Origin of the sequence: Psychrobacter nivimaris (assembly GCF_043419765.1) — a bacterium.
Lineage (GTDB): Bacteria > Pseudomonadota > Gammaproteobacteria > Pseudomonadales > Moraxellaceae > Psychrobacter.
In genome coordinates this window covers 406,212-430,054 of sequence record NZ_JBHOFX010000004.1, presented here as the reverse complement: position 1 = coordinate 430,054, position 23,843 = coordinate 406,212, and the positions used below count along the sequence as shown (strand labels likewise).

The window sequence follows — 23,843 nt, the reverse complement described above, 5'->3', positions numbered from 1 at the left end:
TAAGGTTTCAACATAATAAAGATCTGCAAGGAGGGGTACGATGACGGGCTTACATCAGCGTTTCAACAAAACTTTGTTTTCAACCATGACGGTAGCAATGCTAGTGATTGCGACTGGCTGCTCATCGCCGCAGACTGATCCAAGTAAAACAACCATACCGACAGATTCAGACCAATGGCAAAAAAAGCTAGGGCAAACTTTTGAGCAATTGTCTGAGGCCGATCAACAAGTACTCAGCCGATATATGCTGCGTATGAAATTGAGCGATGCTTATGAATCAGGAGCCATGCCGCGCACCACTATCAAGCAAGCGCTGATACAACAGCGTGAATATGAACGTCTGCATCCAAACAACCCAACGGGTAAGAAAAGCCCTATCGTCAAAGGTCAGGCAGCTAATGCTACTGCACAGATGTATCCTGTCGCTCTGCTCCCTGTGAAAACCAGTGATAGCGATAGCTTAAATCAAGTCAAAATGCAGTTTATGCTATCCAATCATGGCAAAGGCGCGATAAAAAGTTTTAAAGGGACGCTAACCATGAAAGATGCCAATCTGACAAAAGGCAAAAACTTTAATGTGCCTTTGACAACGTTTGATCCACCTATCGCACCAGAGCAGTCTGGCAAGATCATTATTGAAAGCAGTATTGAGGATATCAATGTCATGCGTGCTATCAAAAATGCGAGTGGCATCACTATCGAGATTAATAAAGGTACGCTTATCTTAGTAGACGATCAGACAATCGAATTTGAAAATTCGTTAGTGAAATAGCTGTATAACCTACTATTGAGGATCTTATAAAAGGTACTAATTAATATTTTTATCAATACCATAAAAAAAAGCCCCAATCATTGCTGATTGGGGCTTTTTCGAATTTGGCGGAGACGGAGAGATTCGAACTCTCGAAGGGCTATTAACCCTTGTCGGTTTTCAAGACCGGTGCATTCAACCGCTCTGCCACGTCTCCATTGGTGCATCATTATATAGATATCATTTTATAATGCAAGCCCCTAAACTAAAAAAATTCAATTAATTTTCGAATACTTGTAAATTGGTGCCTTATCGCTTGCTTGAGGCCAGATGTAAGCACATATCGAGCAGCCTGTTGGCATAGCCCCATTCATTATCGTACCATGCAAAAACCTTATATTGACCGCCTACTTGCATAAGCTGCTGACCATCAATGATTAAGGACTCAGTCTGATGGATAAAATCACTAGATACCAATGGCTCATCGGTATAAGCCATGATGTCATGCAAATGCGCCTGACTGGCAGATTTAAGCACCTCTCTCACTGTCTCTACATCGACATCTGGCGTACCAAATACAAAGGTGACATCAATCGCCGCCACGTCGATAGTGGGCACCCGTATCGAATGTCCGTTTATTTTGCCGACCATGGCTGGTAGCACTCGCTCTGTGGCAGCGATACTACTAGATGTCGTTGGGATAATATTATAGCCAGAAGCGCGCGCCCGTCTTGGATCTCGATGTGCTTGATCGAGCACTGTCTGATCAGCGGTAACTGCATGAATCTCTGTCATCATGGCGGACTGCACACCAAACGCTTTATCTAGCGTATCAATCAACGGCACCAATGCCTGCGTGGTACAAGAAACACTAGAGATAATCGGTAGCTCAAGCGTGAGCGCATCGGTATTTACGCCCATGACGATACAGGCATCCACATCGTCAAATGGCGCGGCACCGATGATCACTTGTTGCGCGCCAGCATTGATATGTAGCGTCGCTTGCTCATACGAGCGAAAGTGCCCAGTACATTCTAAAACCACATCGACACCCAGCGCCTGCCAAGGTAAGTTTTTGGGATCAGGCTCTGATAGCATATTGATGCAATAAGTTAGATTGTTTTTGGTCAGACAGAGCTCAGTCTTGCTCGTATCACCTGACTCACTTTCTACAATCTCAGCATTTACGCCTAATCGACTGAGACGGCCATGTGTGCTATCAAACTTGAGTAAATGTAACAAGATATCCGCTGGCGCTAAATCATTAATTGCCACTACATGAATCGCACGACCTAACACTTCGAAGCGCTCTAGCAAAGCACGAAGTACATTGCGCCCTATACGACCAAAGCCATTGATAGCAACTCTCAGCGGCTGTGTGTGCTCACCAGTGGCACGGAATGTCGCCGCTATCGGGTCAGAGGTCAATTGATAAGTAGCGCTCGAAAAATCAGGCATAACATCGGACATAAAGGGTATCGCTATAAATGGGGGTAAAAACTGAGCGTTATCACGTTGAGTGCGCTAATGATTGCTGAATACTAAGAAATAGTAAAAATAAAGCCTATAAAAATAAAGGTAACAAAGTTATAGGCAATAAAATTATAGGCAGCAAAACTATGGGGTAATAAAAATCAATGCGAGGCGAATGGTGTTGTAGTCAATGCTCTGCTTTAGATGATCATATATCGGACGCAGTTTGATGCTACCGTCATCATTAAAATCATTCGGATTGTTAGCGACTTTAATAGCGACATAGGCATTACCAACGGCTGTCATTACCTCATCATCTGGACGTAGATGATCACAGGCAAGACTTGGGTCTTGCGATTTTAGGTCAGCAATATGACGCATGATGGTCGACTGTGACAACTGACGGGCTTGTGATATCTCCGCAATGGTCAAACTCTCTTCCAATAACACTCTGGTCGCAAGTAGAGTACTGTCTGATTTATCAGAGACCTGATTACCTAATTTCTGTTTTTTATCGATTTTCGCTTGCTGTTGTTCGCGGCGCTTCTTTTGTAGGGTGGCGTAAGCATCGATTACTGACTTGCTCAATGTCCCACCTGACTTCAAGACGAATTTTTCATGTGCCTGCTGCATGCTTTCTTCATCTAGCATCGCATAGTTGGCATCGGCTTCTTCAGACAGTACCAAAAACCGCTTATCCGCACCGCGAGCCAATGGATCGAGTTGCAAGCTCATGTCGTTCATACCTAGCAGCTGTAGGCCAGATAGCGACTTGAGGCGTGATAATGCCACATAGCCTTGTCCCAACTCAAAGGTACGCGACAAATCGATTTCAGCCGCATCGAGGGTCATGCCCTGCGATTTATGAATGGTAATCGCCCATGCCAGACAGAGCGGCACTTGTAAGTAACTTGCCAGCACGTCACCCGTTTCATCTTCGATAATCCACTCTTCAGGCTCAGCAATAACTTCTCGTCCTGAATTAAGCCGCACGATAGGCATTTTCTGAGTCGTTGGTTTCTTCGACTTTGGTTTTTCTTTGTCTTTTTTAGCAGCGGACTTTTTACCTTTTGTCGTTTTTTCGCTAGCAGCATCCTCATTAACGTCATCGCTGCTATCGTCTTCGATTAACGCGTCACTACTGTCTTTATCCTCTATTTTGACAGCAGCAAATCCAATTAACTCGCCCATCGTTCCGTTAGAGACACCAAGCTCGGCATTGTTTTTAATAAACATTACCTTGGCGCCAACTTTGAGAATCAGCTCGTCTTGGGTACGCACGGTCTTTTTTAGCGTTTCAACCAGCTTACTATCGCCTGTCGCCGTCGCTTCAAAACGCATCATCTCGCCATCTAGAGACGCCAGTTCTTTGTCATTGATTTTATTGACATTGAGATTGTGGGTATACAGACGCGTACGCTTGATATCGACACTTTGGTCATAAGTCGCTTCTAAAGCAGCAATCGCCTCAAAGGTTACTTCCTGACGGCGAATTTGGTTAAGAATATCGTCTAAATCGAGACCCCCATTGGCTGCATCGCTGACTTGACGATGCTGCTCAGACAAGTAGCAAATATGGAACTTGGCATCGAGCCACGCCTCAGACATAAAGGCGAACTTTTCACGATTCGTCTCACCTTTACTGCCAATCGGCGGTAACTGAAAAAAGTCTCCTGCGACTACGACCTGAATACCACCAAACGCTTTGTCATTTTTGCGAATATGCTTGAGCACTTGGCTGACCAAATTGAGCTGCTTAGCATGTAGCATTGATATCTCGTCAATGACCAAGACCGCTGTATCTTTCAATCTATCTGCTAAAAACTGCTTGCGTGACAAGGTGGACAAATCTCGATCAGTCAGCTCATCTTTGATACCGATGCCTGACCAGCTATGAATCGTCGTGCCATTCATGTGCGTGGCGGCAATACCCGTACTGGCGGTTACCGCGACAGGTACACGGCGGGCACGTAGATAATCGATGTATTGATTGAGAGTATAAGTCTTACCTGAACCTGCTGAGCCGGTCAAAAAGACGTTTTGACCTGTTTTTAGGATATCAAGAGCAGAAGATTGACGCATAGATCCAAACCAACCAATATTATGAAGAAGAAATAGTACAAAAAGAAAGCCGCCATGATTAACTCAATAACCATAGCCAGCTAAAGTAGATGCTCACAATTATAACAGCTGCATACCGTTTGCGAACCATTTTAACCGACTCATATCACATAACTTAAAGTTATACGATACAAAATATATCATTATAAAAAGTCATTATCGTTCTGCTAAAAAGCTCAGTACGATAGGATGATAACTTGGTTAGGAAGACCAAGAATGTATTTTTAAATGGTCATACGTAAGTAACCATATTTTAAATAACCATAATACACAACAAGGAGTGGTTAATGTTATACGCTTATCCCAATACTGAAAACAGTCCCGTCCAATTCCGCGAAAAATACGATAACTTTATTAATGGTGAGTGGACCCCTCCTGTCGATGGCGAGTACTTTGACAACCCAAGTCCTATCGATGGTAAAACCATTTGCCAAGTTGCCCGTTCAAAAGAAGCAGACATCGAAAAAGCCCTAGATGCCGCGCATGCTGCCAAAGACGCTTGGGGCAAAACCAGCGTTGCTGAACGAGCAAACTTGTTATTAAAAATTGCAGATAGCATGGAAGCCAATCTAGAAGCGATCGCTATTGCTGAATGCTACGAAAACGGCAAGCCTGTACGCGAAACCTTGATGGCAGATATTCCGCTAGCCATCGATCAATTCCGTTATTTTGCCAGTGCCATCCGCGCACAAGAAGGCGGTATCAGCCAGATTGATGAAGACACTGTTGCTTATCATTTCCATGAGCCGCTAGGCGTTGTCGGGCAGATTATCCCATGGAACTTCCCTATTCTAATGGCAGTATGGAAAATCGCCCCGGCTTTAGCCGCTGGTAACTGTATCGTCATGAAGCCTGCTGAGCAAACGCCTGCTTCGATATTATATATGTTAGAAGCGATCAGTATCGCTGACATCTTGCCTAAGGGCGTGTTAAACATCGTCAATGGCTTTGGTGTCGAAGCGGGTAAACCTCTTGCTTCTAACCCACGTATCAATAAAGTTGCCTTCACTGGTGAGACTACAACGGGTCGCCTCATCATGCAGTACGCCAGCGAAAACATCATTCCAGTCACACTAGAGCTTGGCGGCAAAAGCCCAAATATCTTCTTTGCTGATGTCATGGACGAAGACGATGATTTCTTGGACAAAGCGGTCGAAGGCCTAGTCATGTTTGCCCTAAACCAAGGTGAGGTCTGTACTTGTCCATCACGTGCGCTCGTACATGAAAGCATCTATGACGAATTTATCAAACGCTGTATCGCTCGTGTTGAAGCCATCAAAATGGGCAACCCACTAGATACTGAGACTATGATTGGTGCGCAAGCCAGCTCAGATCAGTTAGAAAAGATTTTATCTTATCTTGATATCGGTAAAAAAGAAGGCGCAAAAGTCCTAGTCGGTGGCGATCAAGCCAAACACGATGGCGACCTAGCAGACGGCTATTATGTTAAGCCAACTATCTTTGAAGGTACTAATGACATGCGTGTGTTCCAAGAAGAAATCTTTGGGCCTGTGCTTGCTGTTACTACCTTTAAAGACGATGAAGAAGCCATGCAAATTGCCAACGACACTCTATATGGTCTAGGCGCTGGCGTTTGGACTCGTAGTGTACATAAAGCCTATCGTTTCGGACGTGGTATCCAAGCGGGCCGCGTATGGACCAACTGCTATCATCTATATCCATCACATGCTGCATTCGGTGGCTATAAGCAATCAGGTATCGGCCGCGAAAACCATCTGATGATGCTCGATCATTATCAGCAAACCAAAAACATGCTGGTTTCGTATAGCCCTAAAAAAATGGGTTTCTTCTAATCTAATCTGTGAACGCATGACAGTACTTAGAAAACAAATGCAATCTGTCGCAAGATAGGTTGCATTTTCACTTTAAGAAGTCGTAAAAAGCCATGTTTTGAATAATAGATTTTCAGAATAGTATGGTTTTTTGACACTGATAGCATAGGAGTTGATTATGAAAATTACAGCAACAGAGTCCTGTAAAGAGCTAATTGAACTATTGAAATCCAAGCACGGTGAGCTGATGTTTCATCAATCAGGTGGCTGCTGCGATGGTAGCTCGCCCATGTGCTATCCATTAGGAGAGTTCAAAGTAGGTGGTCAGGATGTGTTGGTTGGTGAGCTTGCTGGCTGTCCATTTTATATGGGTAAGGCACAGTACAATCTATGGCAGCATACCGATCTCACCATTGATGTCGTCAATGGTCGCGGTGCGAGCTTTTCGTTAGAAATCCCTGAAGGCAAACGCTTTATCGTACGCTCAGAAATCTGTGCGATATAAGGACGTTTGGTGCAAAATTAAGTAGCATTAATTTTAAATAACATACCAAATATAACAGTCTTAGCTTGTCCTACGATATTGACGCAAACAGATACCGCAGAGTCATTTTTATTTTATTATTTCAGCAGAATAATAGTTACTGTAAAGCGTACCCTATTTTAATTAGCATGGATGCTATAAGGAATATAAAATGGAATTTGACACAACATTTGACTATGTCATCGTCGGTGGTGGATCAGCAGGTTGCGTGCTCGCCAGCCGTCTCACTGAAAACCCAGATATCAGTGTCTGTTTATTAGAGTACGGCGGTGATGGCAAAGATCTAGCAGTACGCGTGCCTGCTGGACTGATTCTGATGGTTCCTGGCAAACCGCTTAAATTGAACAATTGGTGCTTTCATACTACCCCGCAAGAGCACCTTAATAACCGTAAAGGTTTTCAGCCGCGTGGACAATGTCTGGGCGGTTCATCAGCGATCAATGCCATGATCTATACACGTGGTAGCAAGCTAGATTATGAGCGCTGGGTAGAGCAAGGCTGTACTGGCTGGGGGTTTGACGATTTACTTCCCTACTTTATCAAAGCTGAAAATAATATTCGTGGTAGCGATAAGCTACATGGTGATAGCGGGCCGCTGCATGTTAGCGACCTACTCAGTCCACGAGACATCTCTAAGGCATTCGTAGAAGCTGCGATTGCCAATGGCCTAGATCACAACCCTGACTTTAATAGCGAAAAGCAAGACGGTACAGGATTGTATCAAGTCACTCACTTCCATGGTGAAAAACAAGGCCAACGCTGCTCTGCCGCGGCTGCCTATCTACATCCCGTACAACACCGCTCTAATCTAACTGTCATCACTCATGCGCAGGCTAACCGCGTCATTATCGAAAACAATCAAGCGACAGGCGTCGTCTACGAAAAAGATGGCGTCGAACATACTGTCACGGCGCGTCATGAAGTCCTACTGTCAGGTGGTGCGTTTGGTTCACCTAAAGTTTTGATGCTCTCAGGTATTGGCCCTGCAGAGCATTTACAGTCTCATGGTATTGATGTGGTGGTAGATGCACCTGAGGTCGGTGGTAATTTACAAGATCATTTAGACGTCGTCTTTGATTATGAGGTCAATACGACTGATGTCATCGGTATTGGCATGGCATCGATTTCGACATTGACCAAAAGTGTTCGGCAGTGGAGAAAAGACGGTACAGGGCTGCTATCTACCAACTATGCAGAAGCGGGTGCATTCTTTAGCGTCGGTGATGACCCAAAAGAGTGGCCAAACACACAGCTGCACTTTGTCATCTCACGCGTGATCGAGCATGGTCGGGACCTAAGACGCGGTTTCGCTGTCTCTTGTCACAGTTGCTACTTACGACCTGAAAGTCGAGGTACTGTCAGATTGGACTCAGCTGACCCTTCCGATGCCGTCTTGATCGATCCAAACTATCTGTCCCATCCAAAAGACATAGAGTATATGGTAGCCGGTGCCGAGCGTACTCGAGCCATCATGCAAGAGTCCGCACTCGCTAAGTACATCACTGAAGATTACCCTGCCCCTTACCTCGAAAAAGACGGCATGCTCGGCTATATCAGAAATAAGTCAGATACCATCTACCATCCAGTAGGCACTTGCCGCATGGGCTCAGATGACAGCTCCGTGGTCGATTTAGAATTAAAGGTACGAGGTGTGAGCGGATTGCGAGTCATCGACGCTTCAGTGATGCCAACACTTATTAGCGCCAATACCAATGCGCCAACAATTATGATTGCCGAAAAAATAGCCGATCTCATTAAGGCGAATCATAGCCCTGTTTAATTCTGCATTGGACAAACGGCTTATAGTTGGCTACTTCAAAGAGACATAACTTTATTATTTCTAATTGTTTACACCTAGTAAAATTGTAACTGGTTAGCAATTTAAAAGTGTGTCTCTTTGCTATTTAAAATAAATAAACATAAAGCCATAAATTTTAGTATTTAATATCTTATTGGTGCTAAATACGGCAAAACCATGCATTTTTTATCAAAATTAGTCGATTTATTGCTTGCATTATCACGGATTAAGAGAGTATATTCGAACGACTTGTTTATATTTTTAGTTTCCATCTATATAATTTAAAGTTATAACAACCTTTAATATGTTTTATTTTGTATATATAAAATACTACATAGATAGATACTTTAGAGGTCATTAAACGCTTTCTCATCGTATTCATGCTCGAGTACGAACATATGGATACATGAGTACCTACCTACCATTACATAGGATGTAATAATGCAAAAATCACTCTTCAAACTTACGATGTTGGCGACGTTTGTCTTAGGTATCAGCGCCTGTAGTGGAGACAACAAAACTACGGATGACTCTGCCGCTAGCTCAGATGCCAAAGCCGCCAAAACATTGCTCTATTGCTCAGAAGGTAGCCCTGCCGGATTCGATCCAGCGCAATATACTTCAGGTACGGATTTTGATGCGAGTGCCTTCCCTATTTACAATGGCTTGGTAGAATTCAAAAGAGCAGAGACTGAGATTCAGCCAGGACTTGCTGAAAGCTGGGATATTAGCGAAGACGGCAAGACTTATACCTTTAATCTACGCAAAGGGGTTAAATTCGGTACAACTGATTACTTTACTCCGACTCGCGATTTCAACGCGGATGACATTGTCTTTACGCTAGAACGTATCACTGACCCAGACTTTGAATTTAACAAAGCTTATCCTGCTGAATTCCCATATTCAGTCGGTATGGGGCTACCTGATATTATCTCTAATATCGAAAAGGTTGACGACTATACGGTAAAAATCATCCTTAGCGAAACCAATGCGCCGTTCCTACAGAACCTAGCAATGCCTTTTGCTTATATTGGTTCTGCTGAGTACGCAGATCAATTGCTAGCCTCTGGTAATGCTGCTGATATCAATACTAAGCCCGTCGGTACTGGACCTTTCGTCTTTACTTCTTATCAAAAAGACGCGCAAATTCGTTATACCAAAAACCCAGACTATTGGAATAAAGACGACATCTATATCGACAACCTCGTGTTTGTCATCACTAAAGACTCAGCAGTCCGCGCACAGAAAGTGCAAGCTGGCGAATGTCACGTGTCCGCTTATCCAAAACCTGCCGAAATCGAATCTGTCAAAAAATCAGGTAAAGCCACCGTTCTCGATCAGCCTGGCTTCAACGTTGGCTATGTCGGTTACAACGTAGAAAAACCTCAATTAAGCGATCTTAAAGTGCGTCAAGCATTAGATATGGCGATCAACAAAGACGCTATTATCAATGCGGTTTATCAGAGCGAAGGCCTCAAAGCGACCAACCCAATGCCGCCAACGCAGTGGGGCTATGATGAGTCACTTAAAGACGCGCCTTACGACGTCGAAAAGGCAAAAGCACTGATCAAAGAAGCTGGCGCGGATAATCTTTCTATCAATCTATGGTATATGCCAGTTCAGCGTCCGTACAACCCAAATGCCAAGCTAATGGCTGAAATGCTACAAGCAGATTGGGCGAAGATTGGCGTCGATACCAAACTTGTGACTTATGAGTGGGGCGAGTACCTAAAACGCGCTGCTAAAGGCGAGCCTGATGTCATTCTAGCCGGTTGGACTGGCGACAATGGTGATCCAGACAACTGGCTTGGATCGTTATTGTCTTGTGACGCAGTCGGTGGTAACAACTACTCGCGCTGGTGTAACAAAGACTTCGATAATTTGGTGACCAATGCCCGTCAGATTAATAATCAAGATGAGCGTGTCAGTGAATATGAGCAAGCTCAGCAGATATTCAAAGAGCAGCTTCCTTGGACGACAATGGCGCATTCGGTAGTGACCGTATTCACCGCACCAAACGTTGTCGATTATAAAATCAGCCCACTTGGCTCAATACGCTTCGATGGTGTAAAAGTTGAATAACCTTGACTGATTAATTCCGTTACGACATTCGCAATTCATTCATATAAGTGCGGCTGGGTCAGATACTCTGCTCCAGCCGAATTTATATGAATGATATGAACAATATGAACTAAGCGCTTTGTCACGGATCTCTTCATCATCGCTAATACTCTAATCATTGAACCACAACTATTGAGCAGGCCATGCTACTTTATATTCTGCGTCGAATTGCTATTCTTATTCCCGTCTATCTTGGCTTAACGCTATCAACCTTCACTCTGATTCGTCTCGTACCTGGAGATGCCGTCGAGATTATGATGGGCGAGCGTATGGTCGATCCCGAGCTACATGCTCGTGCCTTAGAAAGGCTAGGATTAGACAAACCGCTCGTCGCCCAGTATTGGGATTATTTGACTGGCATCCTAACGGGTGATTTCGGTCAGTCCTTTCGTACTCGTACACCCATATTACAAGACTTTTTTGCCCACTTTGTTCCTACTCTAGAATTGGCATTATGCGCTATTGTTATCGCTAGTGTCATTGGTGTCAGCTTAGGCATCTTTGCTGCCTTGCGCCGTGGTACATGGATTGATTACACCCTCATGTCAGGTGCGTTGGCAGGCTACTCTATGCCTATCTACTTATTGGGCCCCATCCTGACTGGTATCTTCGCTCATTATTTAGGTCTTTTACCCGTCGCTGGGGTGATATCTGTCGCACAGTTTTTAGATGTGCAACCACTGTATGGGTCATGGTTACTCGGATCACTAAGCTCAGGAGAACCTGGCGCGTTTTGGAATGTGGTCAAACACTTTATATTGCCCTCTATTGCCTTGTCCACCATTCCGTTAGCGATGATTGCGCGGATGACACGCTCTGCGATGCTAGAGGTGTTAGATGAGGATTATGTGCGTACAGCACGGGCCAAAGGCTTATCTCCACGCCGAGTGATACTAGTCCACGTAATGCGTAATGCCTTGATTACGGTGGTTACAGTCGTTGGCCTACAGATGGCGACATTGCTCGCAGGCGCCATTATTACCGAGACTATCTTTAGTTGGCCAGGCGTTGGTAATTGGCTACTCGATGGGTTTTTCACTCGTGACTACCCTATTGTACAAAATGGTATTTTATTGGTCGCCACCGCTCTGATTTTGGTTAGTTTATTTATTGATATTTTGTATGGTCTGATCAATCCACGTATTCGCCATACTTCTTAATTTAACATTGATAAATACTCACATTATAAATAGTGATGATTAGCGCTTACATGGTTACAAAGGTTTTTGGCAAATTTCTAATGATTGTTAGAAAAAGAAGCCCAAACGAATCCAATGCGCTAGCCACTATAGGAAATGCTCATGAAGCCTTCTGTTCTCCCCTCTGATGTCAATCTGACGGCAGCCACACCGCCGTCATCTTGGCAGCTATTTTTATCGACGTTTTGCCGAAACAAAGGCGCCGTAATTGGTTTTATCGTACTGACACTCATGGTCCTTGTTGCCATACTTGCACCTGCTATTGCGCCTCATGATCCTTATGAGCTGTTCACCGGTCAAGAGCAATTGCCGCCTGCCTTTTTAGATGGTGGCAATGCGATGTTTTGGCTAGGTACTGATGATGCGGGCCGAGATACATTGTCTCGAGTGATGTATGGCGCACGTTATTCGTTGTTTATCGGTCTAAGCGCAACGACTCTGGCGATGTTGGTTGGTATCTCATTAGGTCTAAGTGCAGCGTTTTGGCCAAAGGTTTGGGGCAAAGCAGTCATGCTGGTCAATGATATCCTGATGTCATATCCGAGCTTGCTATTGGCTATTATTATCGCCGCTATCTTAGGGCCATCTATGACCAATACGATTATTACGATCGCACTGGTCTGTACACCGCCATTTATTCGTCTGACTCGTGCCACAGCGATGGTGGAGCTGCAACGTGAGTATTTTATTGCCTCACAAGTGATGGGTGCTGGTGTGCTGCGTTTGTTGTTTATTACTATTTTGCCCAACTGTATGGCACCGCTTATCGTACAGGCAACGATGATTTTCTCGTCTGCTATTTTAGAAGCAGGCGCGATTGGTTTCCTAGGCTTTGGCGTACAGCCACCAGATGCCGAATGGGGCGCGATGCTAGGTACGGCGCGTCAATATATTCAAAGTAATGTTTGGCTAGCAATCTGGCCGGGTGTCGCTATTTTCTTAGCTGCACTATCGATTAACCTGACTGGTGATGGCTTACGCGATGCGCTAGATCCTAAATTAAAGCAGGTGACTTAAGATGACTGAACCATTAATTAATACGCCTATCACTCATACGTCTATGAATGGTGCATCAACAAAAGACTCTCCGTTATTGCTAGATATCGAAAACCTGTCGGTTACTTTTGGACAAGGGGTGCGTGCCTTTCGCGCAGTGGATGATGTATCGTTAAAGATTACCCAAGGTGAGGTCATCGCTGTCGTGGGTGAATCTGGCTCAGGTAAGTCAGTCACTATGATGGCGCTAATGGGTCTGTTGCCACCTTCCGCGACCGTACGCGCACAACGAGTGGTCTTTGACAATAAAGACATGCTCAGTATGTCAGCCAAAGAGAGACGCGGCATCATTGGTAAAGATATCTCTATGATTTTTCAAAATGCGATGTCTTGCCTAAATCCAAGCTTTACCGTTGAAATGCAGTTAGGTGAAGTGCTACGCAAGCACCTTGGTTTACGAGGCGCAGCAGTACAAACTCGCATCTTAGAGCTGCTAGAGTTGGTCGAAATGCCCGATGCCAAAAACAGACTTAAGGTCTATCCGCATCAACTATCAGGCGGTATGAGTCAACGGGTTATGATTGCGATGGCGATTGCTTGCGAGCCAAAACTACTTATCGCAGATGAACCAACCACGGCTTTGGATGTCACAGTACAGGCGCAAATTATGGACTTACTGAGCCGATTGCAACGCGAAAAACAAATGGCCATGGTATTAATTACCCACGATTTGGGTCTGGTTGCACAAAACTCGCGTGATGTCGCGGTCATGTATGCTGGACAAGTGGTTGAAACCAGTACCGTGCCAGAAATTTTCCAAAAGCCTGCACATCCTTATACTGAAGCATTGCTACAAGCCATCCCTGAGTTGGCTATTGGTCAAGATAGGCTAAACAGTTTACCAGGAGTTGTACCCAGTCAATATGATAGGCCGGCTGGTTGCTTGCTGTCTCCCCGTTGCCCTTATAAAGAGCCTGCTTGCGAAGTACCGCCACCTATTTTAGATACGCCCAATGGCAAGGTGCGTTGTATTGATTCTAATATTACCTCTCGCCCCTCTCACGCTGCTACTTTGGAGTCATAAGTATGAGTAATAAAGTGGTCCTAAAAGCAGACAATCTACACAAGCACTACCCAGTATCACAAGGTCTGGGCAAAGCAAAGGCCTACGTAAAAGCGCTCAATGGCGTCTCATTCGAGCTTGAAGCTGGCAAGACATTGGCCGTAGTTGGTGAGTCAGGCTGCGGAAAATCTACCCTTGCCCGCCAGTTGACACTGATCGAATCGCCTACACATGGTGAGCTATTTATCAATGATGAAGGCACTGCAGGCTATAGCAGAAAAGCGTTAAAAGAGTTGCGTACTGAAATTCAAATGGTATTCCAAAACCCTTATGGGAGCTTGAACCCACGCCATACCATTGGCTATCAACTGACAGAACCACTGGATATCCATACCAAACTGTCTAAAGAAGAAAAGCGTGACAAAATCAACGAGATGATGAGACATGTCGGTCTACGTCCTGAACATGCTGGTCGTTATCCGCATATGTTTTCGGGCGGTCAGCGCCAACGTATTGCCCTCGCCCGCGCGATGATGCTTAATCCGAAAATCGTCGTCGCTGATGAGCCAACTTCCGCACTCGATGTATCGATTCAGGCGCAAGTCTTAAACCTATTTATGGATTTGCAAGATGAGTATCTCACCGCTTACGTTTTCATCTCTCACAATTTGTCGGTCGTGCGCCACGTCGCTGATGATGTGATGGTGATGTATTTAGGTCAGGCCGTCGAACACGGCCCCAAAGAAGCGATTTATAATGCGCCAAAACACCCTTATACCATCGCATTATTGGCTGCGGCACCAACGGTAAATGGGCACAAAAATGATTTGACCCTACAAGGTGAGCTACCAAGTCCGCTCAATCCACCAAGTGGCTGCGCCCTCCATAAACGCTGTCCCTATGCCAAGCAGCAATGTAGCGAAGTAGAGCCACAACTGCGCGAATGGGACGGTCGATTGGTTGCTTGTTTACGCTTGGAAGAGATATATGGTTAAGGTGACTAAGGTTAAAATGATTAAGATGAAGGTTAAGATGATTAACGACTAATCAATATTCACCACACCGCGACATTTAGGAAATTGGCTACAACCAAAAAAGGTCTGACCTTGATTCAGGCCTTTTTTTGCTACTCTCTTGATCATCTCACCGTCACATCTCGGGCAGGTTGGTGTTTGAATCAAATCAGCTGTATGATCTATCACCACATCTGTCTCAGAGGAAATCGCTGCTAGCTCAGGCTCCATAACTTCAAATGGCGTAAGAAAAATCTTATTAGCAATATCGTGCGATTTAATTGTATGCTGTGTGACTGTCTGATGAGTGTCCATACTATCAATTAGTAAATCGTTAGCTTCAATTTCAGTCTGACCAGACCATCGATGCACCTCTCTACTTTTTAGAATAGCTCGTTTAGCGGTCTCTTTTACTATCGGCTCTGGTGTAGCCTTAGTAGCCACTTTAGCAATTGGTTTATCATTAGCGTTACCGCTAGGCTGTTTGTTTGTATTCTGGCTTGGATTGCTATGCTTGTCTTTTAGATAGGCTTTATGCTCTCTATTGGTACGCCAAGACTTACTAAATCTATTGCTATTAATCTGCTCAACGATAGATGCAACCTCATCTTCAGTGAGTATCTTATCTTGCTTTTTCTTTACATACGAGACCATACCACTCGTCAATACATGCTCGGGCAACTGGTCGCGGGTTTTTAGCTCGCACTCACCGATGAAAGCAATCATCGAATGAAAGCAATCATCGAATGAAAGTAGCTCAGCTCCAATCCTAATAAATCTGCGAGCGTCTTAATGTGCAAGTAGTTTTGGCGTAGTGGGTTCTGGAATTTGAATTTACTGCCATTCGGGAAAGCTTGTGTCCACTGTCTTTGTGTCTCGCTACCATATATCCAGCCTTTATAGTTTTTGGTCTCAATCACAAAGATACCGTATACGGAGACGATGATATGGTCGATTTGGGTACTTCCACCTTTGTCTCTAGGCAAGGTAATACCATTTAATCGGTGATAAACATCTTTTTCAAGCTTGATCCACATGGCAACGTTGATGACGGTTTCGCCGAGAAAGCCTTTGAAGGTGGATTTTAGGGACATTGTCGCTCTTATATTTTCAAGTCATTAGGATTTTTACTGGATGTAGCAAGCTTAATTTAGTCTACGCTCACTGTATTGACAAGTAGGTTTTTTGAGAAACCTAGATTGAGCGTACCGTCTGTAATTGCATAATCTCGGAGACCAGTAGATTTTGATGCATTGTTTAACTGTTCATTAGAATCCATGGTTTTAACCCTAGATAGAATTTTTTATTTGTAAAAAGAATTGATTAATTTTTTCAAATTCAGACCAAATACTTTTATCAGTTACCTTTTCAAATCCGTTGATTTGGATTGTTGATATACGCGTCCCGCTATCAAAACTATCTGAATCTTTTGACACTGTGCTTACTCGATAAAAATCGTTGTTTTTTATAACATAGAATCTTCCCATAACCATGACATTTGCATTTCCGTTTAATACGGCGAAGCCATTATCTATTCTGGTAAAGTCTTGCTTTAGATAGTCATCTGGGAAACATTCAAACTGTTCAATAAAATATTTAGCATCTCGCTCATGATAGTGGGTTAATATCTTGTCTATAAAAAACTTTTTTTCATTTTCTGTTAGTACGTCAGAATTTATTTTCATGTTCAACTCCTTGGTATCAAATGTATCCCTGATACTATATTTACGACTTGATACCTAAAGCATCGTTCCACGCCTGCAGTGCAAAAAACTGATTAATTGCTTCAAAGTTCGATCTGATATTTTCATCAGTAACTTTTTCAAACCCATTGACTTGAATCGATGTTACACGCGTCCCAGCACGCTCAAGGGTTTTCGAACCCTTTATTAAATCTGAACCGATCCTATAAAAATCATTATTTTTTAACACATAAAATCTACCATGAGTCATGATACTTCCATAGTGATCTAATACAGCAAATCCATCATCAATTCTAGCAATTATTAATCTTAATCTTTCTTCTGAACTTTGTTCAAACTTTTCAATAAAACGCTTAGCGTCTCGCTCATGGTAATGGGTTAGTATTTTTTCTATAAAGAGATTTTTTTCACTTTCTGTTAGTACGTCAGACTTTATTTTCATGTTAAGTTCCATTGTATCGGTTGAGTTTATTAATAGCACGGGTAAACACAGTGTGAAACATATAATTAAAATTTACCCTATTAATATCTTAAGTTACCTTATGTTTATACCCTATTAGCAGAAACTTTCGTCTTAAGAGCTACTTTGACCGTGAGCAAAAAGCAACAAAACACTGTCCCTAACATAAAAAAAGCCACCAGATTTCTCCGGCAGCTCTTTTTCTAAACGCTAATTAAATCAGGTTTATTACACCAAACTATTTACCGCTTCAACCACAGCATCAGTCGTAATACCAAACTCTTTATATAGATCGCTAGCTGGAGCAGATTCGCCATAAGTGGTCATACCGATGACTTTGCCATCTAGACCAACGAACTTATACCAGTAATCTACATGCGCAGCTTCGACTGCGACGCGAGCACGGATATTGGCAGGCAATACCGCTTCACGATAGCTAGTATCTTGCTCAACGAAAATCTCTGCACATGGCATAGACACTACACGTACGCCAACAGCATTCGCGCTAAGCGTCTCGTATGCTTCCATCGCTAGGCCAACTTCTGAACCAGTAGCGATGATGATCGCTTGTAGCTCACCTTGCTCTTCTGCCAGTACATAACCACCTTTGGTGATATTCGCTACTTGCTCGCTATCACGTGCTTGATGTGGCAAGCTCTGACGGCTAAAGATCAATGCTGATGGGTTGTTTTCTGATTTGATTGCTTCTACCCAAGCACTTGCAGATTCAGTCGCATCACAAGGACGCCATGTACGTAGGTTTGGCGTCGTACGTAGGCTAGTCAATTGCTCAACTGGCTGATGCGTTGGACCATCTTCACCCAGACCGATAGAGTCATGCGTATAGACATGAATGACGCGCTGCTTCATCAGTGCGCCCATGCGTACCGCGTTACGTGCATATTCCATAAACATCAGGAACGTCGCTACGTAAGGAATAAAGCCGCCATGCAATGCGATACCATTGGCAATCGCGGTCATACCGAACTCGCGTACGCCGTAATAGATATAGTTGCCGTCAGCGTCTTTTTCGATGCCTTTAGCGCCTTTGAATAGCGTCAAGTTTGAGCCAGCTAGGTCGGCTGAACCGCCCAATAGTTCTGGCAATAGTGGCTGCAAGCTGTTGATAGCATTTTGACTGGCTTTACGACTAGCAACATCACCGCCCGCTTCTTGCGTTTGCTGAATATAGGCTTGCGCTTGGCTAGCAAAGTCAGCAGGCAACTCGCCATTTAGACGGCGTGATAGTTCTGCTGCAAGCTCTGGATAGGCTTTTTTGTATGCTTCAAAGTCCGCATCCCAGTTCTTTTGCTGTACATCGCCTTTGGCTTTGGCATCCCACGCTTCATAGATTTCGTCATCTAATTCAAATGGGGCATGTTTCCAAGATAGCGCATCACGGGTCAAGGCGATTTCATCATCACCAAGTGGTGCACCATGACTGGCGGCTAGACCTTGTTTGTTCGGGCTACCAGCACCGATCGTGGTTTTACAAATAATTAGACTTGGCTTAGTAGTCTCTGCAATCGCTTGCTCAGTTGCTTGCGTGATTGCATCAGTATCATGGCCATCGACTTTGATCACTTGCCAGCCGTACGACTCAAAGCGCGCTTCGGTATCATCAGTGAACCAGCCTTCGACATTACCATCGATTGAGATACCGTTATCATCATAGAAGAATACCAACTTACCAAGCGCCAACGTGCCAGCCAGTGAGCAAACTTCATGACTGATACCTTCCATCAAGCAACCATCGCCCAAGAACGCATAAGTATGATGATCGACGACGTTATGACCGTCACGATTGAACTGTGCGGCTAGGGTTTTTTCTGCGATCGCAAAACCAACCGCATTAGCAATGCCTTGTCCTAGTGGACCAGTAGTCGTTTCTACACCAGGCGTGTAACCAAGTTCAGGATGGCCTGGGGTTTTTGAATGCAGCTGACGGAAACCTTTAAGGTCATCAACGCTCACATCATAACCTGATAAATGTAGCAATGAATAAATAAGCATCGAGCCATGACCGTTTGACAGTACAAAGCGATCACGGTTGTGCCAATTAGGATCTGCTGGATTGTGCTTCAAAAATTTGCGCCACAAAACTTCGGCAATATCAGCCATACCCATTGGCGCACCCGGATGTCCAGAGTTGGCTTTTTGAACCGCGTCAAACGACAGTACACGGATGGCATTGGCTAGTTTACGTTCGTTAATTGGGGTGGGCATAGCGTGTCCTAAGATTGAAGGAAAGTTTATTGGATTAAAAAAGGTTGTTGAACTGAATTTGCTTAGATATCTAAATAGGTGGCTCATTATAAACTAAGTAGCAACAATTTTCCCTGTTACTCCTAGTCCACAACTTGATCGGGTCACATAATAAAAAATCAATTGATCATCAACGACTTCAATATAATGCTTCTCAAATTCTTGATAGCAAACATGCTCAAGCCATTTTTCCTCTAAATAATCTGCCATTTGCTGATAGCTTACGTTATTTGCAAATTTGCAGCGTAACGTAAGCATGCAGTTCTTCTCATCATGGCGTTCTTGATAAAGAAAATCACAACCAACATTATTTTCCATACAACAGAAAAATACATTGGCATCTATTTCAAATCCTAACAAATCGTCGTCTATACTTTGGCCATAGATGAGAAATTGTGAGTAATTTAGCTCATCAATTATAGACAAAGTATTCATGATGTCATTACTCTCAGATTTCAATGCGCTCAGCACCGCCCATAAACGGACGCAATACTTCTGGAATCGTAATGCTGCCATCAGCGTTTTGATGATTTTCCATCACTGCCAGTAGCGTACGACCCACGGCCAAACCTGAACCATTTAAAGTATGAGCTAAGCTGGTTTGTTTGCCATCTTTAACACGCGTACCCATACGGCGCGCTTGGAAATCACCACAGTTAGAGCAGCTAGAGATTTCACGATAGGTGTCTTGGCTCGGTAGCCATACTTCGATGTCATAAGTCTTTTGTGCAGCAAAACCCATATCGCCCGTACATAGCTGTACAGTACGGTATGGCAACTCAAGCTGCTGCAAAATATATTCGGCCTGCCCTGTCATCGCTTCTAATAGGTCATCAGACTGATCGCTAGTACCGACATTGACCATTTCAACTTTTTCAAACTGATGCTGACGAATCAAGCCGCGAGTATCACGCCCGTGTGAGCCCGCTTCACTGCGGAAACATGGCGTATGCGCGGTGAATTTTAGCGGTAGCTCTTTGATATCCAAACGCTCGCCGCGTACCAAGTTGGTCATTGGTACTTCAGCCGTTGGGATCAAATAAAAATCCATCTCATCGTTGTTCGTGTGATTGCTTAATTTAAACAAATCATCTTCAAACTTAGGCAACTGACCCGTACCTTTTAAGCTATCGCTATTAACGATATAAGGCACATAGGTCTCAAGATAGCCGTACTTCATCGTATGCGTGTTCAACATAAATTGAATCAACGCGCGATGCAATTGTGCCAATTGTCCTTTTAACACGTTAAAACGGCTACCAGTTAACTTAGTCGCTGCCTCAAAGTCCAGCATACCAAGTGTCTCACCGATATGAGTATGATCTTGAATCTCAAAGTCAAACGTACGCGGCGTACCCCATTTATGCACTTCTACGTTATCGTCTTCTGACGTACCGACTGGCACATCTGCCGCCGGAATATTCGGGATTTGCAAAGCCGCTTGAGTGATGCGCTCTTGTAGCGTACGTAGCTCGTCTTCAGCAGTTTTAATCTCACCGCTAACGCTTTGCATCTCAGCCAATAGCTCACTGGCATCTTCGCCTGATTTTTTTAGGGCACCTACTTGCTTAGCACCAGCATTACGACGCGATTGCAACTCTTCGGTTTTGACTTGTAGAGACTTGCGCTCGTTTTCAATCGTCTGCCAGAACTCCATATCAAGCTCATAACCACGGGTGGCTAGCTGCTGCTGTAGGTCGCTTAAATCGCCGCGTAAGAGTTTCGGATCAATCATAGTAGTTGCCTGTAACACTAAAGGTTAGTAAAAGGTTTAAAAGTATTATTAATAAGGTAATTGCCTAGCGTATCGCTATCACGGTCTTTGTGATAACTGGCTATGACGTTATGTTTAAATCAACATATCTGGTAGACGCTATAATACCAAGACACGGCAGATTTGACCATGTTTTGGATATCTTTGGCTACTTTTCCCTGTTTTTAACTGACGTTCACTAGCTTTTGTTCATTATGCTAATCGCTTATAGCAAATTATTCTGTTTTTAATTTCTCACTTTTACTTTCGTCTAGTCTGAATAAGCTGAGTATAGAGCGTGAACTACGTCATTAATATGACATCTATCCGTGAACAGTCTTGCTTATATGTTTCATTTAGGAGTACTTTTCGGTAAGATAAGCGCATACCTTTATTCACTTCTAGCCAAGTACAGCATCGCTGCTTCGCTTTGGCAGTTTTAATCCAACGCTTTTAATATAAGTATTTGAGAAACCTTTATGGCCCTGTACCCCTACACGCTCCAACCTGTCGCCTTAAACCTAACTGAGGCTGAATTTCACCAAGCACAGTATGAACTGTTTGCCAGTGCCAGCCCGTCTTTTGGTTTATCAAGCTTTAAGACCAAAGAGTGGATCATCATGGCCGTGGTTGTGGTACTCGCTATTGCAGGACTTATCTTTGTCACAGGCTATTCAACCATTATATTTTGGTTAATGCTGGTTGGTGTGGTGATTTATCTATTGGCACGTACTTTAGGTTTTAAATGGTACGTAAAAAGAGAGTTTGACAAACAAGTGGCTGACCAAGAGATGCCAGATGAAATGCGCCAGATGAAGTTAGGTGTGCAAAAGCATGGTCTAGTCATGGCGATGCCAAGCAACCAGCCTGATATGATGAAAAACTCGCAAATGCGCGGTATGCAGATGCGTGCAGGCGCTACTCAACAAGCGGTTATTCCTTGGACCTCTATCAAGAGCTGGGACGAGACTGACGACTATATCTTTATGATGTTTGAGCTAAAAGGTCAACAAGGTAGCCAAATCGTACCGAAACGCTTGCAAGCACAGAAGTTTCCTATCGATACGATACGTCAACACTTACAAGAAGTGGTTCCTATGAAAGGCTTAAACCCTGAAAACTTGCAGCCACCAGCGTAAATGTAATGGGGTTTCTCTATCGTTTAGAAAAATAGTAGAGAGACTTGATTTAAGTTTTATAAAACCAATCGTAAAATTGTATTTATTAAATTTAACTTATTAATAATAGTTTGCTATTATTATAAGCATCAAAGGAAGAGATAGAGTCTATATTGATAGATACAGATGAAAACTAAAGTATTTTTCGCTGTATTTCAATTCATTAGAGCCTTTATTCTTCTTTATTTATTATCATATAACTACACTCACACTATAAGGACAATACTATGAGTAATTCTAATAATGCTACTAACCAGATCGGTCTAGAAAAAGCAGACATGAGCGAAGTCATCGCCCAATTAAACAATCTACTATCGACGTATCACGTGTTTTATCTAAACGTACGTGGCTATCACTGGAATGTAAAAGGTGAGCATTTCTTTACTTTGCATCCACAATTTGAAGAACTGTATACGTCACTACAACTCCAAATTGATGAAATTGCTGAGCGTATCTTAACCTTGGGTGGTACACCACTTCACGCTTACAGCGATTTTACGCAGCATACTAGTATCAGTGAAGATAAAAACGTTAAAGATGGTACAAGCTGTGTCAAAGGTGTGGTCACTGGCTTACAAGCGTTAATTGCAGAGCAGCGCCAAGTATCAGCCCTAGCAGAAGAGAGCGAAGACCAAGGTTCAGCTGACCTAGTTGATGCTTATGTACAAGAGCAAGAAAAACTGGTATGGATGTACAACGCGTTTTTGGGTTAATAGTCGTTAGATTTTACTAGGCTAAATTTTAATAAGCCTAATGATCATCAAATTCTAAAAAATAAAAAAGCACCTAATTAGGTGCTTTTTTATTGTCTATCTTTTAGAGAAGGCTGTTTTATTTTTGGATCCATTGACGCATTTTTTCACGTTCAGCAGGTGTGGCCTGTAGCCATACTTGCATAAACGTATCTAGTGTACTAGTAGAAGTGCTTACGCTAGTAGCTTGCTTAACAGTGGTCGTACTAGTATTGACGTTGCTAGTAGTATTTACTGCTGGTTGATCTAAAGAGGCAATAGCACGTTGATTCTGTAGCTCTGCATCACCTGCACCGCCGAATACGCCGCCTAGCGCTTTACCAAGGCCTGAAAATAGACCACCTTGGTTACCGGCCATACTTTGCTGGCTAGCAATGACAGTATTGTTCTGTTGCACAGCGAGTGTTGGCTGCTTGGCATATTCTCTAGCAGCTTCATAATCTTCTGGTTGATTAGGCATAGTCAAACGATACGTTTGATTGTCGGCCAATTGTGCCGTCACACTGACATTACCTGAACGCAAATAATCATGCTCATCACGACGCAAGTTATATAAACGGTCATACTTAGCAGTAATAGCATGTTGTCCAGGCTGTAACGTAAAAGTTTTTTGTAGCGGCTGAAAAGCGCTCTGCTGAATTTCCTGCCCATTAATAGCAGTTACTTTTATATGGTCATCAACCTGTAGAGTAACCGCTGCCTGTGACAACATAGAGACCGAGGCAGCCCCTGCCAACAACGTACCTATCGTTAATTTTTTTAGCAAAGAAGCATTCGATTTCATAAGTTATTCCATTAATAGTAAAAGCGAGTTGGACAAAATATTTGTATTCTTACGGTTATTCATTTTTTGCTGCTAA

At 43.5% G+C, this 23,843-nt stretch carries 22 protein-coding genes and 1 tRNA gene; 11 read left to right on the top strand and 12 right to left on the bottom strand.

The genetic code is table 11. The features are described 5' to 3' along the window. Nucleotides 1–40: 40 nt before the first annotated feature. Entirely contained in the window at nt 41–772 is a 732-nt protein-coding gene (locus tag ACHEVO_RS11305) for a hypothetical protein (protein WP_394124984.1), read from the top strand. Between the two features lie 105 nt (nt 773–877). On the opposite strand, the gene ACHEVO_RS11300 is transcribed toward ACHEVO_RS11305, so the two are convergent. From ACHEVO_RS11300 to ACHEVO_RS11290, 3 genes are all read right to left on the bottom strand, one after another. After that, nucleotides 878–968, bottom strand: a tRNA-Ser gene (locus ACHEVO_RS11300). Nucleotides 969–1,060: 92 nt separating this feature from the next. After that, nucleotides 1,061–2,209, bottom strand: a complete 1,149-nt coding sequence (locus ACHEVO_RS11295) for a type I glyceraldehyde-3-phosphate dehydrogenase (RefSeq protein ID WP_394125001.1) — start codon at nt 2,207–2,209, stop codon at nt 1,061–1,063. Nucleotides 2,210–2,368: 159 nt separating this feature from the next. Then, nucleotides 2,369–4,306, bottom strand: a complete 1,938-nt coding sequence (locus tag ACHEVO_RS11290; protein ID WP_394124983.1) for an AAA family ATPase — start codon at nt 4,304–4,306, stop codon at nt 2,369–2,371. A 326-nt stretch (nt 4,307–4,632) separates the two neighbouring features. Here ACHEVO_RS11290 and exaC point away from each other — a divergent pair, with 326 nt between their 5' ends. The 8 genes from exaC (at nt 4,633) to ACHEVO_RS11250 (ending at nt 14,854) form a co-directional block, all read left to right on the top strand. Continuing rightward, nucleotides 4,633–6,159 carry an acetaldehyde dehydrogenase ExaC gene (gene exaC, locus ACHEVO_RS11285; protein WP_394124982.1) on the top strand — a complete coding sequence of 509 codons (1,527 nt, stop codon included), beginning with the start codon at nt 4,633–4,635 and terminating at the stop codon, nt 6,157–6,159. A gap of 157 nt (nt 6,160–6,316) precedes the next feature. After that, complete coding sequence (locus tag ACHEVO_RS11280) at nt 6,317–6,643, top strand: DUF779 domain-containing protein (protein WP_201568881.1); 327 nt, start codon at nt 6,317–6,319, stop codon at nt 6,641–6,643. A gap of 190 nt (nt 6,644–6,833) precedes the next feature. Further along, nucleotides 6,834–8,462, top strand: a complete 1,629-nt coding sequence (locus ACHEVO_RS11275; protein ID WP_394124981.1) for a GMC family oxidoreductase — start codon at nt 6,834–6,836, stop codon at nt 8,460–8,462. Nucleotides 8,463–8,921: 459 nt separating this feature from the next. Next, on the top strand, nt 8,922–10,562 hold the full coding sequence (locus tag ACHEVO_RS11270; RefSeq protein ID WP_394124980.1) for an ABC transporter substrate-binding protein: 1,641 nt from the start codon (nt 8,922–8,924) through the stop codon (nt 10,560–10,562). A gap of 182 nt (nt 10,563–10,744) precedes the next feature. Then, nucleotides 10,745–11,761: an ABC transporter permease gene (locus ACHEVO_RS11265; protein WP_394124979.1), complete on the top strand. Its 1,017-nt coding sequence runs from the start codon at nt 10,745–10,747 to the stop codon at nt 11,759–11,761. Between the two features lie 141 nt (nt 11,762–11,902). Further along, the gene (locus ACHEVO_RS11260; protein WP_394124978.1) at nt 11,903–12,817 is read left to right on the top strand and encodes an ABC transporter permease; all 915 of its coding nucleotides are present in this window, start codon (nt 11,903–11,905) and stop codon (nt 12,815–12,817) included. A gap of 1 nt (nt 12,818) precedes the next feature. Beyond that, nucleotides 12,819–13,880 (top strand): ABC transporter ATP-binding protein, encoded by a 1,062-nt coding sequence (locus ACHEVO_RS11255; RefSeq protein WP_394124977.1) that lies wholly within the window; start codon nt 12,819–12,821, stop codon nt 13,878–13,880. A 2-nt stretch (nt 13,881–13,882) separates the two neighbouring features. Next, nucleotides 13,883–14,854 (top strand): peptide ABC transporter ATP-binding protein, encoded by a 972-nt coding sequence (locus ACHEVO_RS11250; protein ID WP_394124976.1) that lies wholly within the window; start codon nt 13,883–13,885, stop codon nt 14,852–14,854. A 48-nt stretch (nt 14,855–14,902) separates the two neighbouring features. On the opposite strand, the gene ACHEVO_RS11245 is transcribed toward ACHEVO_RS11250, so the two are convergent. The 8 genes from ACHEVO_RS11245 to serS all read right to left on the bottom strand — a co-directional run bounded on the left by ACHEVO_RS11245 (nt 14,903) and on the right by serS (nt 21,035). After that, a complete protein-coding gene (locus ACHEVO_RS11245; RefSeq protein WP_394124975.1) occupies nt 14,903–15,598 on the bottom strand; it encodes a topoisomerase DNA-binding C4 zinc finger domain-containing protein in 696 nt (231 codons plus the stop codon). Continuing rightward, a complete protein-coding gene (locus tag ACHEVO_RS11240) occupies nt 15,595–15,966 on the bottom strand; it encodes a nuclease-related domain-containing protein (protein WP_394124974.1) in 372 nt (123 codons plus the stop codon). The genes ACHEVO_RS11245 and ACHEVO_RS11240 overlap by 4 nt, the downstream gene beginning before the upstream one ends. Nucleotides 15,967–16,022: 56 nt before the next feature. Beyond that, entirely contained in the window at nt 16,023–16,151 is a 129-nt protein-coding gene (locus ACHEVO_RS11235) for a hypothetical protein (protein WP_394124973.1), read from the bottom strand. 10 nt (nt 16,152–16,161) lie between these two features. After that, nucleotides 16,162–16,557 (bottom strand): hypothetical protein, encoded by a 396-nt coding sequence (locus ACHEVO_RS11230; RefSeq protein ID WP_394124972.1) that lies wholly within the window; start codon nt 16,555–16,557, stop codon nt 16,162–16,164. Nucleotides 16,558–16,597: 40 nt separating this feature from the next. Next, nucleotides 16,598–17,017, bottom strand: a complete 420-nt coding sequence (locus ACHEVO_RS11225) for a hypothetical protein (RefSeq protein WP_394124971.1) — start codon at nt 17,015–17,017, stop codon at nt 16,598–16,600. Between the two features lie 246 nt (nt 17,018–17,263). After that, nucleotides 17,264–19,261 carry a transketolase gene (tkt, locus tag ACHEVO_RS11220; RefSeq protein ID WP_394124970.1) on the bottom strand — a complete coding sequence of 666 codons (1,998 nt, stop codon included), beginning with the start codon at nt 19,259–19,261 and terminating at the stop codon, nt 17,264–17,266. Nucleotides 19,262–19,354: 93 nt separating this feature from the next. Further along, nucleotides 19,355–19,735, bottom strand: coding sequence for a hypothetical protein (locus ACHEVO_RS11215; RefSeq protein WP_394124969.1), 381 nt, complete (start codon nt 19,733–19,735; stop codon nt 19,355–19,357). 13 nt (nt 19,736–19,748) lie between these two features. Further along, nucleotides 19,749–21,035 (bottom strand): serine--tRNA ligase, encoded by a 1,287-nt coding sequence (gene serS, locus ACHEVO_RS11210; protein ID WP_394124968.1) that lies wholly within the window; start codon nt 21,033–21,035, stop codon nt 19,749–19,751. Nucleotides 21,036–21,532: 497 nt separating this feature from the next. Here serS and ACHEVO_RS11205 point away from each other — a divergent pair, with 497 nt between their 5' ends. Then, nucleotides 21,533–22,192, top strand: a complete 660-nt coding sequence (locus ACHEVO_RS11205) for a YcxB family protein (RefSeq protein WP_296208352.1) — start codon at nt 21,533–21,535, stop codon at nt 22,190–22,192. A 266-nt stretch (nt 22,193–22,458) separates the two neighbouring features. Further along, nucleotides 22,459–22,944 (top strand): Dps family protein, encoded by a 486-nt coding sequence (locus ACHEVO_RS11200; RefSeq protein WP_296208355.1) that lies wholly within the window; start codon nt 22,459–22,461, stop codon nt 22,942–22,944. Between the two features lie 118 nt (nt 22,945–23,062). Here the strand turns inward: ACHEVO_RS11200 and ACHEVO_RS11195 are convergent, their stop codons facing one another. Continuing rightward, nucleotides 23,063–23,767, bottom strand: coding sequence for a DUF2057 family protein (locus ACHEVO_RS11195; RefSeq protein WP_394124967.1), 705 nt, complete (start codon nt 23,765–23,767; stop codon nt 23,063–23,065). Between the last annotated feature and the right edge of the window lie 76 nt (nt 23,768–23,843).